Source organism: Agarivorans sp. QJM3NY_29 (genome assembly GCF_050870835.2).
In the GTDB taxonomy this organism is placed as follows: Bacteria; Pseudomonadota; Gammaproteobacteria; order Enterobacterales; family Celerinatantimonadaceae; genus Agarivorans.
In genome coordinates this window covers 1,356,330-1,371,015 of the sequence record NZ_CP194036.2, presented here as the reverse complement: position 1 = coordinate 1,371,015, position 14,686 = coordinate 1,356,330, and the positions used below count along the sequence as shown (strand labels likewise).

The window sequence follows — 14,686 nt, the reverse complement described above, 5'->3', positions numbered from 1 at the left end:
CTAATGCCTTATTGGGCTGAGATCTGTAATGATGTGCCCCTGTAAACGCAACCTAACAACCATAATAGAGCAGCTCATGATAGAACAAAGCAATCGGGTAAAGCAGACCAAAGAGTCTTACATCCGTAATATCCTAAAAGTAATCCAGCAACCTGGTATGCTTTCGCTGGCTGGCGGTTTGCCAGACGCCAGCCGTTTTCCGCAAGCTATCTTGGCGCAAGCAGCCGCCGAGCTTGCCGAACAACCAAGCATTTATCAATACGGTGCCACCGAAGGACTAAGCGAACTACGCAATTGGTTACTTGAACATGTCGCGCTGGCCGATGACGTAATGGTCACCAGCGGTTCACAACAGGCTCTGGACTTAATTGCGCGCTGTTACTTAAACCCTGGCGACCAAGTCCTTTGCGAAGCGCCCAGTTATTTAGGCGCATTACAAATATTCGACCTTGCCGAAGCACAAACGCTAACGGTAAAGAGTGAATCAGATGGCCCCAACTTGGCAGAGCTGGAACAGCTATTAGCAAGCCAGAAAATCAAGTTATTCTATGCCGTTCCCGATTTTCAAAACCCAAGCAGCTGCTGCTGGAGCCTGGCCAAGCGCCAAGCAGTGGCCGAACTGCTAGCCAAGTACAAGGTTGCCTTTATTGAAGACGCCCCATACCGAGAGTTACGTTTTGAAGGAGCAAGCTTACCGACCGTCACCGAGCTCTGTGATGGGGATGCTTTTTACCTAGGCTCATTTTCTAAAATCGCCACCCCAAGTATGCGGGTAGGTTATGTAATGACCTCCAAAGAATTGCTCGCGCCACTGAAGAAAGTAAAACAAGCCAGTGATTTACACTCTGCGCTACCAATGCAAAAAATGTTGTTATCGACCATTTGCCACCCTGATTTTAAGCAACATCTGGAACAATTAACCCAGCATTATCGCAGCCGAAGAGACGCGCTGGTAAACGCCCTCAACACGCATCTCAGTGACTATGTTGAATTTACGATACCTGAAGGCGGAATGTTTGTCTGGTGCCACCTAAAACGACACCAAGCCCATCAGGTAGCCGCCGCAGCTCTAAAAGAAAAAGTCGCGGTGGTTCCGGGTGATGAGTTTTGGCCAGCCAATAGCGAAATTCACGACCAAGCAATCCGCTTGAACTATACTGCCCTCGACGCTCCGCAGTTAGAGCAAGCAGTCATCCGCTTAGCAAGAGTCATGCAACAAAGCGATATCACCGCGGAGTAAGATAAACTCAATAGTCTTTACTTCTTAAATATAACCCAAAGAAGTAAAGACCTATTGCGCTTCGAATAGCTTGATATGGACACCAACTACAAGCTGAATAAAGCCCTCAGAATAAATCGAACACAGTTGTTTAAACAGCCGCTTCAACCATAAGGTGACTCTCGATATAACGGGCGCGCTTCTTATCTTTTAGCTGGGTTAAATCAACCAAGACCAAACCATCAATACATTGGTTAAAATCAGGGTCAACATTAAAGTCGATAAATTGTACACCGCCTCGATGACATAATTCCGTATATTGCTTAAACAGAGTGGGTACAGCGGTTCCCATACTGGCAAGCGCACTTTTTAACTGGGCAAAGTCGGCCTTATAATCCTCGCCAGAAAACGAAATATGAATATTATTCTTGATCTGTTTCGCCCGCTGGTAAGGCTGACGCGAACGGGCAAATACCTGTGTTGCCGGAAAATAAGTTTGGTAGAAATAAATGAGTAAGTCTCGACCCGCTTCCGGCATGGCCGCACTTATGCTGACCGGGCCAAACAAATAACGATACTGTGGATGACGGGCCAAGAACGCACCAATCCCTAACCATAAGTAATCTAAACTTCGCTTTCCCCAGTACTTAGGCTGAACAAAGCTTCGCCCAAGCTCTATACCTGATTCAAGAAAACCACAGCTGTTAAGATCATATTCAAAGAGTGAATGGCTATACAGAGCCTCTACCCCCAGTTGCTTTATTTGACGTTGACTATCGGCAAAACGATAAGCACCGGCAATTTCTAACTCTTCGGTATCCCAGAGGATCAAGTGCATATAGTGGGCATCATATTTGTCGGTATCGTTACGCCGTCCCGTTCCCTCACCCACAGCCCTGAAAGCCAATTCACGTAAACGACCTAACTCCGACAAAATCACTGGTTGTGTATTCCCATAACAAATATAAATCCCCTTTCCATCGGGAGTCTCTCCGATTTTTTCGAGTTGCTTAATCGCTTGTTTGAGAGGAAGGCGTTGTTCAGGGTGGGCTATTGCTGCTTCTGTTTGAAATAGACCTTTTTTATTATTGCCAATTCGATAGAGGTGCTTTTTTAATAACTGAGCCTGAGTCGAACGCTCTAACCCACTCAAACCAAAACTTTTAACTGGGATCTGCTCACCAACCACCATCGAAAAAACCTTATTTCGATGGAAAAAAAGCTCTTTCACCAATAACAGCGTCGACAAGGGACGATAGATTAAGGAGCTAATATAGAACAACCAGCTATTTTTAGCTTTTACACAGATGGGGAGCAAAGGTGTATTGGTTTTCTTCGCAATACTCACAAAACCTTTAGTCCACTTACCATCGAGCACCTTAATGCCCTTGAGTCGCGATACTTCCCCCGCAGGAAAAATGATCACAGCGCCTTCATCATCGAGTAATGTTCTAATCGCATTTAATTGCTTACGTTGGCTATTGCCTCGCATATTATCTACGGGTAACAACAAATCAGCCAAAGGCTCAATCGCAGAAAGAATTTCGTTAGCCACAATTTTAACATCATGGCGCACTTGGCTTACCAGATGTAATAGCGCCAAACCATCGATGGAACCAATAGGATGATTGGCAATAATGATGATCCGACCTTCACTAGGGATCCGCTCATGCTCATTCTGGTTAACTCGGTAACTTATATTTAATTCAGTAAACACTTGCTCAATAAATGCAACTCCCTTTAAATGGGGATGTTTATCGGCAAACGCTTGAAATTCATCTTCAAACAGTATTTTTGAAAAGAACCACTTCGCTAAGCGATGGCGACGCGGGTGCTGAACTAAGCTAGGAAAATGTTGATTGAGTACTTGTTGCGCAGAAATCATGATTCTCTCCCTGTATTCGTCGCTAGGCTAGAAGCCAAACATGACAAACAAGCAACAGAAAAATGGCAATTATATGACAAGCAATAAGCAACAAGAGGAATCACAGGGGGAGAGGAAATGCCAAAACTAGCGGCGAAAAACAAGCTTTTTATCGGCTGCGAACAAGCCCATACGGTTTTATATCTGCACAGCAGTTTGCCAAACTTACCGGAAAATTTTGAGCAACTTGATTCCGCTATATTGACTCAGCAACTACTGCTCAACAACAATAACAATTGGCGAAAAATATTAACGATCTATGCCAAGCTAACAGCACCAGATGATAACTGGAGGGAATACCTACAACAGGGCTTACTGGCAGAGCAACAAATCAACTTTGGCGACAAAATAGTCAGCAAAGCAAAACAACACATCATTGCAGGTAAAAACAATTGGCAACGATTTGACCATATCGTGCAGCCCAAAGATGTTATAAGTCATAAAAAATTACAATTTATCGCCGCGAATATTTTACTCTGTCCCTACCCCGATTACCGCCAGTTCCCCAATATTTTAGTCGCCGAATACCGACGCTGGCAAGATGAAGCTAAGAGGGACGATTTCTAGGTTACTGAAACATATACAAGTTTACAAACTTCATATCTAGCTAAAAAAAACAAACCCCTTACTGATAAAACTAACAAAAACAACAGCATAGCTGATCCTTGACAAATTAGCTAGCTGTCATATTTGACAGTTTAAATTATCAACAAGCTGAATTGTACTCATAGCATCATCATAAGGAGATGCTCATGAACTACGTTAACGGCCTTGCCGAACAATTACCAGCAACCACCATGAATCACTTAAATCATTATCGGCATCAAGTCTTCGTTGAAATGCTTGGCTGGGAACTGAATACCCCAAAAGGCATCGAGCAAGACCAATTTGACCGCGACGATACTGTCTATGTTATCGCTAAAAATGAGAAAAATAACATCAGTGGCTGCGCACGCCTGCTTCCGACAACTCAACCTTACTTATTAGAAGAAGTCTTTCCCGAACTACTCAATGGCCTGCCTTGTCCAAAACAAGATGACATTTGGGAACTATCTCGCTTTGCCGCTGTAGATTTTGACAATGATAACGAAGCGCCAACTCAACTGATGTCTAGTCAAGCACTCGGCTTACTCACAGCAGCCATCGAGTGTGCCAAACAGCATGGTGCCAAACGGCTTATTTCAGTGTCACCTTTAGGCATCGAACGGATGCTCCGTCATGCTGGATTTCGTCATCACCGAGCCGGCCCTCCAAAAATTCTCAACGGTTACGCTCTATTTGCCTGTTACATCGATATTAACTAACGCAACTTCATTGGAGACTCACGGTAACGCTTACTGATCGCCTCCGCGGTAATCTTTTGCCATGGTAAAAGATTGATTACGGTTATCAATAGCTCATCATTTCGACGAGGGCTCACATCAAGCCCTTGTTCTAATAACTGAATATTACTTCGCGGTAAGGCTTTCACACAACACGTCATTTGGCCGTCACGCCATAACCAATGCCAATCCCAACCGAGGGTGATCGCGCACCTATTTTCAAATAACCATTCGGTGTACCCCGAAAATGAGGCTCGTTCACTTTCAAAATCTACCGCGCTAACACTATCTAAACCCGATATTATATGCTCAAATGTCAATGCTGATAGCTGCTCTACAGTCAAACGAACTAAACCATCAGGGCAAGGCGTGACTAAATAATCAATAGCTTTGACAACAATTTGTCTACTTTCCCGTATTTTCATTATTTATTTTTAGTTATATGAAGCTTAGCTCATAAAAACACGCGCAAAATTTCGCTTCAATTGTCAACATTAACAGTTGCGCTATACTCAATTTTAAACAGGTTTATATTTATGCGTCATATTTGCATAGTTACAGGAAGATAAAGGATTCATGGAAGCTTGGTTAGAAGAACAATTCTGTTTACTAGAGCTGCAAGGCTCAAGTAGCGATTTTTTTGCTGAACTATCAAAAATCACCAACGCATTAGGCTTTGATTTTTGCGCCTATGGTCTACGGATCCCCTATCCATTATCGGCGCCTCGCACCGAAATGCTCAATAATTACCCGACAATATGGCAGCAAACCTATAAAGAAAATAACTATCTGGAGATTGATCCCACAGTACATCACGGCATGACCTCGCAACTCCCTATCGTTTGGAGTGACCAGTTATTTGCTCAAACACCAGATTTAATGGAAGACGCTCGAGCCGTAGGTTTAGAATATGGCTGGGCTCAATCATCAAGACAAGCCAACGGCACAGTCGGAATGTTAACACTGGCAAGATCAACAGAAATGCTATCACCCGCAGAGTTAGTTCGCTATCGCTACCAACTGCTCTGGTTAACTCAGGTTACCCATCACGGTTTATCCGCTAGAATCACTGCCGAAAAGCTTCAGATCCCGGTACTTAGTCAGCGAGAACTAGAAATGCTGAAGTGGACAGCAGATGGCAAGACATCAGAAGAAATTGCAACGATTTTAAGCATCACTGCTCGCACCGTGAATTTTCATATAAGCCAAGCAATGCGTAAACTCGAAGTCGTCAACAAAACTGCGGCAACGGTTAAGGCTGCGGTCATGGGACTGATTTAATCCAGTAAAAACATTAGCAGTCAAAATAAATTGTAGGCAACTCTGTTTCATGAACCATGATGAGTTGAGATAACAAGAGTTGAACCTCGATGCGAAGAGTGCCGAGTGAACAAATTTAATAACGATCCGACTTCCTAGCCAAAAATAAAAGCCGACATACCTTCACTTCAGTAAACCTTCAAGTTTGCACTATTGCTTCATTCATTCCATATCCGCTCATGATGCTATAAATTAGAATTTTTCAGCAAATCCAGCTTCATCGAAATAAACCTTAATCAACAGCCAAAATATTCACAAAATTCTAACTGCCGCTAAAGTTCATCAGCAACTATAATCGTTACACTTTCTTTTATTGTATTTGTGAATCATGATCTTAGATTTTAATTCAGCCTTATATCAATTCGGCTTAATCGCAGTGTTTGTGTTTGCCTTAACTGGCGCTTTAGCGGCCGCCAAACGCGAATTGGATATACTTGCCTTTGTTTTTGTGGGTATCGTCACGGGCATTGGCGGTGGAACGATTCGCGATCTCTTACTACAAACCGAAAAAATATTTTGGATTGCTGATCCTAGTTATCTAAGCGTATGTATAACCGCATCGGTCATGACTTATTTCTTCGCCCATTGGGTGATTAGAATTGACCGGTTTTTATTGTGGCTAGATGCTGCGGGTATCGCCTTGTTTGCGGTACTCGGCACCAGCAAAGCACTGAGTTATGAAGCTACGCCTCTGGTCGCCATACTCATGGGGGTGATTAGCTCTACGCTTGGCTCAGCGATTCGCGACTTAATGTTACAGACAAAACTCGTGATTTTTGAACCAGAAATCTACGTAACTGTTTGTCTACTTGGCAGTACCAGCTATGTACTATTAGGCCTATTAGGCGTCAACGAAGTCCATAATATTTTGTTATCAAGCAGCGCTGCGTTCTTACTTCGTGTATTAGCGCTCCACTTTGAGCTTCGCTTTCCCAGCTTCAAACTATCTAAGTTACAAAACCGGGAAATCAGAAAACAACAAAACAAGCCTTAGGCATGCTCGCCAATAGCGTTCACATGAAATACGTGATCGATAGCCGCGATCGCATCTAACATCTGCTGAGTTGCAGGAATATCAATATCCATCAGCGTATAAGCGATATCGTTACGGCTTTTATTCAGCATATCGACCACATTAATATTCATATCCGATAATAACGCTAATACCTGGCTTAATATTTTGGGCACGTTGTCATTGGCAAAAGCAATTCGGTAGCCTTCACTGCGACTTAATTTAATACTGGGAAAATTCACCGAGTTGTGAATATTGCCATTCTCCAAAAAGTCGATGAGTTGACGAGCCGCCATAACCGCACAATTTTGTTCCGCCTCTTGAGTGCTCGCGCCCAAATGTGGCAGCATTAAAATTTTGGAGTGCTTCATTAAATTCACACTGGGAAAATCAGTTACATACAGAGATAAGTGCTGCTGGTCCAAGGCCGTTAAGAGTGCATCTTCCTCAACGATGCTACCACGAGCAAAATTAAGTAATATGGCACCTCGTTTGAATTCACCGGTATTATCTCCATTAATCAGGCCTTGCGTATGTTGATTGGCAGGCACATGAAGGGTGACATAATCACTAGCATTTAATAACTGCTTCAGTTCTTCGGCACATTCAATCTCTGAAGATAGGCGCCATGCTGCTTGAATACTTAAGGCGGGATCAAAACCCACCACTTTCATCCCCAAAGCTAAAGCGGCGTGAGCAACGGCCGCACCAATCGCTCCGAGCCCGATGACGCCTAAAGTTTTCCCTGCTAATTCAGAGCCCACAAAACGCTTCTTTTCTTGCTCGACACTCAGCGCAAGCGCCTTCGCATCCATGGTGGGTAATAAAGAGTCAATAAACTGCCAACCAGAGACCACGTTACGAGCACTGATTAACATCCCGCCTAATACTAATTCTTTAACCGCATTGGCATTAGCCCCTGGTGTATTAAATACAACAACCCCTTGCTTGGTACAACGTTCAATCGGAATGTTATTCACGCCGGCACCACAACGTGCGATAGCTTTGACCGCTTTGGGAATATCAAAGTCATGCAAATTGGCGCTGCGTAACATAATGGCATCCGCTGTCGCTAACTCTGCTGCGACTTGATAGTCACTTGAAAAACAAGCCAGCCCTTGCGGATGAATATGATTGATAGTACGAATACTCGGCATACAGTTTCTCCCTAAACAACCTAAATGATGTTTCCGTGACAAACTGCAGCACGAAAGAATAACTAAATAGTTTCCTTAAAACTTAAAGGCACACCTGAGCATAAGCCCACTTTAACCATGGCATCAACGCTTGCAAATCTTGTTGTTCTACAGTGGCGCCACACCAAATACGCAGTCCCGCAGGAGCGTCTCTATAGGCTCCGATATCGAAAGCAACCTGCTCTTGCTCAAGCAAACTCATGATCTCTTTTACTTGGTCAGGGCTAGCATCGAGAGTCAAACAGACACTGGTATTAGAGAGTGTGTTCTCTTGTTGAGCGAGAAAATGGATCCAATCATTTTCAGCGACAAATTGCTTTAAGACTTGGAGGTTTTGCTGCGATTTATTAATACTTTCGGCAACTCCGCCCATCGATTCAACCCACTGGAGTGCATCGACATAGTCTGCCACACATAACATCGACGGCGTGTTAATCGTTTCGCCTTTGAAGATACCTTCAATGAGTTTTCCTCCTTGAGTTAAACGAAAAATTTTGGGCATAGGCCAGCTAGGTTGATAACTTTCTAAACGTTCAACAGCCCGTGGACTAAGAATAATCACCCCATGAGCCCCTTCTCCACCGAGTACTTTTTGCCAACTAAATGTAACCACATCTAGTTTTTCCCAAGGGAGGGGCATCGCAAATACCGCCGAAGTAGCATCACAAATGGTGAGCCCTTCGCGTTGACTATCAATCCAATCTCCATTCGGTACAGCGACACCAGAAGTGGTGCCGTTCCAAGTGAAAATACAATCATGTTCCGAGTTTGCTTGATGTAGATCTGGTAGCAAACCGTAATCACAGCTGTAATGCTGGACCTGCTCTAACTTAAGTTGCTTAATCACATCGGTAAACCAACCTTTACCAAATGACTCCCAACTGAAAATATCCACCGCTCTGGGGCCTAGCAAAGACCACATAGCCATCTCCATGGCGCCCGTATCAGACCCTGGAACAATCCCCACCCGATATCCTTCGGGTAACAACAGTAACTGTTGAGTGAGTTCAATTGCTTGGGAAAGAGTCGCTTTGCCTATTTTACTTCGATGGGAGCGTCCAAGTGTCTCAATATTCAACTCAGCTAATTGATAGCCAGGCCTTTTGGCACAAGGGCCTGAAGAAAAATTGGGGCAATTTGGTTTCAACTGGGGTTTCATTATTGGTCCTTGTAAACAAGAGCATTGAAGGAAATAGAAATAAACTGAGGCAGTATATGTCAGACCCAAGACGCATAAAATGATTTAGAGCCAATTTTGTTTGCGAGGTAAAACTTCAAGATAATCAATGGACTTAAAACAGCAAACCATTACAATCAAGCGTATAAACGGCAAATAAACGCTGAGTGCGCTATGTTTAACTAGTTACTTGCTATTTACTACTAGCGACTACCCCAATCTCCTTTGCAAACCCTGTATATATCGTTACCATTCATCCATAAACCGTTAAATAGCGATAAAATGTGAATCGATTTATTCCCCAATACTGCCCTCAATGTGGTCAAGCGAAGCTACAGCAAATCGATGTTAAACAGTGGTCTTGCAACAGCTGCCAATTTGTATATTTTCACAATATGGCCTCAACCGCGGGGGCTATATTACTCTACCAACAACAAGTACTGCTGGTTTCCAGAGCGGTTAAACCGCAAAAAGGCGATTGGGATCTACCAGGCGGCTTCGTTGAATATGGGGAAAGTTTAGAGCAAGGTTTACAACGCGAATTATATGAAGAATTACAACTATCGGTAGAACTACAATCGCTACAATATTTTGGATCTTTCGCCAATCGTTACCATTATAAACAGGTGCTTTATCATACTTGCGACAGTTTTTTCAGCTGTAAGCTGAATCAGCAGCCCAATCTAAAAGCCTTAGATGATGTCGCAACTTGGCAGTGGCATCCTATTGCAGCACTTCCCTTTCATAAAATAGCCTTCAGCTCTGTACATCAAGCCCTGCTGCAATTGCAGACTCAAGTTCAAACGGTCTGATGACCGGCTCAGCATAAACGGCATCTTCTTAATACCTTGCTTTGGATGAATGTAGCGAGTCTTTCGGCTTGTAACTTAAGCACTAACTGTCAAGTATAATGCGTGAAATATATCGGATAAAACCAGATGCTTACAGCACTCACTATTTAAGTTCAAGTGCCCTAAACTTTCAACAAAATCACATCTACACTGCACTCATTCTAATCACACCAATCACCAGCGCATACGCCCTTCGCTTTACTCATCCGACCAGATATGTTAAACAGATGTAAACAGTTTGAGTGTGAGATTTACTATGAATTTATATTTTCGTTTATTCAGTCTGCTATTTCGTCACTGGTTCAGCTCAAAATCAGCAGCGTCAGTCAGCGAAGACTTTGTTATCTCCCTACGGGCGCTACCCTTTGACTGTGATGCCAATATGCACCTAACCAACTCCCGCTATCTCGCCTTCGGAGACTTAGGGCGGATCGACATGATGCTAAAAACAGGATTGGCTGCCGCGAGTCTTAAACAACGTTGGTTAGGCGTAGTGAATGCTCAGTCGATCACTTATATCAGACCCATTAAACCACTCAGCAAACTAGAGTTGCATAGTAAATTACTCGGTTGGGATGAAAAATATTGGTACTTTGAACATCGTTTCATTGGTCAAGATACCTTGTATGCCAGTATCTTGGTTCGGGGGGTATTTATTCGAGGAAAATCTGTCATAACGATGACCGATTTACTTCATCTAATCGGCGATACACAGCCATCACCAGAGCTCCCCTTAAGGGTGATACACTGGAAGCAGCTGCTCTCCACCAAAAAGCAAGAATCAGCGGTGGTACTGCAACAATAGCTTGAACACATACGCTAAACCCAAATTCCATTACAGGCCTAAGCGTATTCAATCTTTCAAAATAACGCTTACTGACTAAGCCGTTTGCTCATGGTACTCGCCATGCTAAGTAGCCCCCAAAAGAGCCACTGGTCTTAGAGATTTCTTTAAAAATGGAGCGCTGTCCACCATACTCAAGTTTAAAGCTAATCATTCGTAGCCTTATGAAAACATTCCAACTGCAACTCAACACGATTTTTACAGTGCTATGCATCTATGTTTTCGGTAATCACCTCGTACAGGCGAAACAAATATCACTTGCGATGAGCAGATCGATCCCGCCTTATATCATTGAACAACCTCAGTCGGGTATACAACTAGATATCATTAGGCAAGCTTTCCTAATTGCAGGGCATCAAGTAAAACAAGTGGTTTTTACTTCAAATTTACGAGCTGAACGATTGATGGAAAAACTTATGGTCGATGCCATCGTTAATGCCCCTACTACCAGTAGAAATTTTTACCTTTCTGAACCCGTAATATTTTACCTAAATACAGCTATCACCCTTAAAGCGAGGGCATTGCCGCTAAACCATGTGGCTCAACTCAGCCAGTATAAAGTGATGGCTTTTAAGAATGCGATAAACTCTCTTGGCGAAGACTACACTAAAGCGATTAGCAGAAGTGAACTGTACACCGAAGTGGCTAATCAACATGCTCAACTAGAACGCCTCTACCGCGGCCAAGTGGACGTGATCATCATTGATAAACGTATCTTTGCCTACCTTAACCAAACCCGAATGCCCGCAGGTCAACAACTCCCAGAAGTAAGCTTTCACGATATATTACCCATTTCACCTCGTTTACTTGGATTTCACAACGAACAGCTTAGAAATCAATTTAACCACGGATTAAAGAAATTAAAAAACCAACAGCCTCAACTTTTCAAATAAAAATTGAATGACTGTTTGAATTTGGAGAAAGAGATTACCAATCAAATAATTAATATATATAATTTAGTATTACAAATAACAAAATGTTTAATAACCCATTCTAAAAACGATAAAACAAAACCACTTAATGATAGAAAAGACACTAAAATTCTGATATAAAAAAGAGAATAATCGCTAGTAAAGACTTTTTATCAGAACAAGCTGTTATTTTTATTTAATATAAACCTCAAAATAAATAAATGTGTCATGTATAGACGTTACATTTACTTTGAAAAGGTTATCATGGGCTATCTAATCTCGTTGTAAGGAAACATTGGAGATGTCTGAAAACCGTTATTCTCATACTTCCAGTAACCGCCTCGTCAGGCGTACAGTTGCCCTTGTCTTGGCTGGAGGCAAAGGCACTCGGCTAAAGCAATTAACCAGTAGAGTCGCAAAACCAGCGGTATCATTCGGAGGAAAATATCGAATTATCGATTTCACGCTATCGAATTGTATAAACTCTGGCGTGCGTAATATCGGTGTATTAACCCAATACATGGCCCACGACCTGATTATGCACCTGCAATCGGGCTGGCAAATTCAAAACCCGGCACTCAATGAGCGAGTGTCAATTATTCCCGCACAACAGCGCACTGGAGAAAACTGGTATCGAGGAACTGCCGATGCCGTGTATCAAAACCTAGATATTATTGATCATGAGCGTTACGACCGAGTGCTAATCCTCGGCGGCGACCATATTTACAAGATGGATTATTCTCGAATGATAAACTTTCATGCAGAGAATGATGCCGATGTTACTGTCGCTTGCATTCGTAAACCAATTTCTCAGGCCTCTTCTTTCGGCGTCATGGGCTTGGATGAAGAGGGGCGAATCGTTGATTTTGAAGAAAAGCCCGAAAATCCTAAGTCTGACCCAGGTAATCCAGAACAAGCCTTAGTTTCAATGGGGCTCTATATATTTAATATGGATGTACTGGATCATGAGCTACGTGAAGGACTAATAAAACCCGGTTACTCACATGACTTTGGCCACAATGTGATCCCAAATATCCTAAAAGACCGGAAAGTATATGGTTATATTTTTGCCGCAAAAGGTCATCCAGGACGCATCGCTTATTGGCGAGATGTGGGAGATATCGATGAGTACTTTGCTGCAAATATGGACTTAGTCGCCCCAGATCCAGAGCTAGACCTTTATGATCGAGAGTGGCCCATCATTACCGATCAAAAACAACGGCCCGGAGCCAAATTTATTTTTAACGAAGCCCAACGTCGCGGTTATGCAACCGATTCATTACTTTCTGCTGGGGTAATCGTATCGGGAGCCAAAGTTCACCGTTCGTTATTGTCATTGGATGTGAGAGTGGAAGAACATACTGAACTTGACCAAGTGATCGCTTTAAACGGATCAAGTATTGGTAAGAACTGTAAGATAAGACGCGCGATAATTACCGAAGACTGCATCATTCCCGATAACACAATCATCGGCTATGACAAAACTGAAGACCATCGTCGATTTACCGTTTCTGCAGATGGTGTAATCGTTGTTTCCAGTGACATGCTACGTTAACAATAGAGACCATTGACCTTTTGGGGTCAATGGTCATTTAATAAGCACTTTACCTTACAAATAAAAATTCCGACAGGCGGTGATTACTCTACAAACAAAGTATCATCTTGCACCTTACAATCGACCAGCAATATCAAGTCTTTCGCTAAATATGTACTAAAAGTTTTACACATTTCTTGGCTGCTGGAATCGCGGTAAATCTTAGATAAAATCAGTTGCTGAGGTTTAATCGAATCTAAAGCCACTAAGGCATGGAAATAAGGACGAAAGCTCCAATTTGCACCAACCAGTCGATCATCTTCAACGATGTCCTGTTCAGTCACATCGTAATTCGGAGAGACTTGCGTGCCATCCACCTTACATAGAAAATAACGGAGGATCCCCACTTCAGCGAGTTGTTGACTCATTCGAGGTATCGATTGCACATTTTGCAGATGATGTTTTAACGCCAAAACCTGTGATTTAACATTCACATTATGCTTCACTGTCTGCTGAGTCCGTAGACTTTTACGCTGCAGATAACTGGCTAATAATTGCTGAACCTTGGCATGACTCAATTGAGCGGATAAAAAATCATCACTGGCCTTGAAAAATAGCCACCCTTGCATGTAACGCGCCCCACACTCCACTCCAAAATGAAACTCTTGCTCTGATTCCACACCTTCACAGATTAACTCACACCCTGCACGCTGCACCAACTCAGAAATAGATAACACCACATCCGCAGGCAAGCCGCCTTTAGCTGCGTCCTTAAACAAACGCATATCCAATTTAATAATGTCGGGTTCAAGCGCGATAATTCGATCAACTTGCGAGGCTCCTACCCCAAAATCATCAATCGCCACCCTTAAACCTGCACGATGGTAATCTTTGACAACTCGTTGTAGATTATCGATATTACCGCTAGCTTCAGTGATTTCAATGACAACTTTTGAGGGATCAATATTCAGCTCATCGATCATAGAAATCGTGGGAGTGCAGATATTTTTGCTCAACATATCGACCCAATCAGGCACAATATTAAGCGTAATGAAGCCTTGTTGTGATGACTGAGCAAAATGCTCTAACGCCTGTCTACGCACATTGCGATCCACCTGACGACGATTGTTCAAGGTATATTCCTGATTAGAAAATATTCCTCCGGCGCTTAACACCTCTCCCAGTTTATTTTGAGTACGAGCCAAGGCTTCATAACCGGCAATTTGCCCCGTAGGAAGAAAAACTATCGGTTGAAAATGCGGAAAGTAATGCAGCGGATTTAACACCCGCTGCTTAGTCACCTGCGTCGCAGAATTAATGTTGACTATCTTTCGACCGCTCAAACCCGATCCCATACTATCCGTTTACCCAATATT

Annotated in this window: 14 protein-coding genes; 9 read left to right on the top strand and 5 right to left on the bottom strand. The window is 42.9% G+C overall.

Going from position 1 to position 14,686, the window contains the following annotated elements; translation table 11 throughout:
* Positions 1–76: 76 nt before the first annotated feature.
* Positions 77–1,240, top strand: coding sequence for a PLP-dependent aminotransferase family protein (locus ACRRS0_RS06290; RefSeq protein WP_432454049.1), 1,164 nt, complete (start codon positions 77–79; stop codon positions 1,238–1,240).
* 130 nt (positions 1,241–1,370) lie between these two features.
* Here ACRRS0_RS06290 and ACRRS0_RS06285 read toward each other — a convergent pair whose 3' ends face one another.
* The gene (locus ACRRS0_RS06285) at positions 1,371–3,104 is read right to left on the bottom strand and encodes a GNAT family N-acyltransferase (RefSeq protein WP_432454050.1); all 1,734 of its coding nucleotides are present in this window, start codon (positions 3,102–3,104) and stop codon (positions 1,371–1,373) included.
* 117 nt (positions 3,105–3,221) lie between these two features.
* Between ACRRS0_RS06285 and ACRRS0_RS06280 the strand changes: the two genes are divergently transcribed.
* Together ACRRS0_RS06280 and ACRRS0_RS06275 are read left to right on the top strand one after the other, a co-directional pair.
* Positions 3,222–3,710 carry a DUF6942 family protein gene (locus ACRRS0_RS06280; protein WP_432454051.1) on the top strand — a complete coding sequence of 163 codons (489 nt, stop codon included), beginning with the start codon at positions 3,222–3,224 and terminating at the stop codon, positions 3,708–3,710.
* Between the two features lie 185 nt (positions 3,711–3,895).
* A complete protein-coding gene (locus tag ACRRS0_RS06275) occupies positions 3,896–4,447 on the top strand; it encodes an acyl-homoserine-lactone synthase (RefSeq protein ID WP_432454052.1) in 552 nt (183 codons plus the stop codon).
* On the opposite strand, the gene ACRRS0_RS06270 is transcribed toward ACRRS0_RS06275, so the two are convergent.
* Positions 4,444–4,890 carry a DUF4902 domain-containing protein gene (locus ACRRS0_RS06270; protein ID WP_432454053.1) on the bottom strand — a complete coding sequence of 149 codons (447 nt, stop codon included), beginning with the start codon at positions 4,888–4,890 and terminating at the stop codon, positions 4,444–4,446. The genes ACRRS0_RS06275 and ACRRS0_RS06270 overlap by 4 nt on opposite strands.
* Positions 4,891–5,041: 151 nt before the next feature.
* On the opposite strand from ACRRS0_RS06270, the gene ACRRS0_RS06265 reads away from it, so the two are divergent.
* Positions 5,042–5,746: an autoinducer binding domain-containing protein gene (locus tag ACRRS0_RS06265; RefSeq protein WP_432454054.1), complete on the top strand. Its 705-nt coding sequence runs from the start codon at positions 5,042–5,044 to the stop codon at positions 5,744–5,746.
* A gap of 367 nt (positions 5,747–6,113) precedes the next feature.
* Positions 6,114–6,779 carry a trimeric intracellular cation channel family protein gene (locus tag ACRRS0_RS06260; protein ID WP_432454055.1) on the top strand — a complete coding sequence of 222 codons (666 nt, stop codon included), beginning with the start codon at positions 6,114–6,116 and terminating at the stop codon, positions 6,777–6,779.
* Here ACRRS0_RS06260 and ACRRS0_RS06255 read toward each other — a convergent pair.
* Together ACRRS0_RS06255 and ACRRS0_RS06250 are read right to left on the bottom strand one after the other, a co-directional pair.
* Positions 6,776–7,954, bottom strand: coding sequence for a 3-phosphoglycerate dehydrogenase family protein (locus tag ACRRS0_RS06255; RefSeq protein WP_432454056.1), 1,179 nt, complete (start codon positions 7,952–7,954; stop codon positions 6,776–6,778). The genes ACRRS0_RS06260 and ACRRS0_RS06255 overlap by 4 nt on opposite strands.
* Positions 7,955–8,036: 82 nt before the next feature.
* Positions 8,037–9,152: a phosphoserine transaminase gene (locus tag ACRRS0_RS06250; RefSeq protein ID WP_432454057.1), complete on the bottom strand. Its 1,116-nt coding sequence runs from the start codon at positions 9,150–9,152 to the stop codon at positions 8,037–8,039.
* Between the two features lie 302 nt (positions 9,153–9,454).
* Between ACRRS0_RS06250 and ACRRS0_RS06245 the strand changes: the two genes are divergently transcribed.
* The 4 genes from ACRRS0_RS06245 to glgC all read left to right on the top strand — a co-directional run bounded on the left by ACRRS0_RS06245 (position 9,455) and on the right by glgC (position 13,331).
* Positions 9,455–9,982, top strand: coding sequence for an NUDIX hydrolase (locus ACRRS0_RS06245; protein ID WP_432454058.1), 528 nt, complete (start codon positions 9,455–9,457; stop codon positions 9,980–9,982).
* Between the two features lie 295 nt (positions 9,983–10,277).
* A complete protein-coding gene (locus tag ACRRS0_RS06240; protein WP_432454059.1) occupies positions 10,278–10,826 on the top strand; it encodes an acyl-CoA thioesterase in 549 nt (182 codons plus the stop codon).
* A 302-nt stretch (positions 10,827–11,128) separates the two neighbouring features.
* Positions 11,129–11,758: a hypothetical protein gene (locus ACRRS0_RS06235; RefSeq protein WP_432454060.1), complete on the top strand. Its 630-nt coding sequence runs from the start codon at positions 11,129–11,131 to the stop codon at positions 11,756–11,758.
* A 319-nt stretch (positions 11,759–12,077) separates the two neighbouring features.
* Positions 12,078–13,331, top strand: a complete 1,254-nt coding sequence (gene glgC, locus ACRRS0_RS06230) for a glucose-1-phosphate adenylyltransferase (protein WP_432454061.1) — start codon at positions 12,078–12,080, stop codon at positions 13,329–13,331.
* An 83-nt stretch (positions 13,332–13,414) separates the two neighbouring features.
* On the opposite strand, the gene ACRRS0_RS06225 is transcribed toward glgC, so the two are convergent.
* Complete coding sequence (locus ACRRS0_RS06225; RefSeq protein WP_432454062.1) at positions 13,415–14,653, bottom strand: EAL domain-containing protein; 1,239 nt, start codon at positions 14,651–14,653, stop codon at positions 13,415–13,417.
* Positions 14,654–14,686 lie beyond the last annotated feature (33 nt).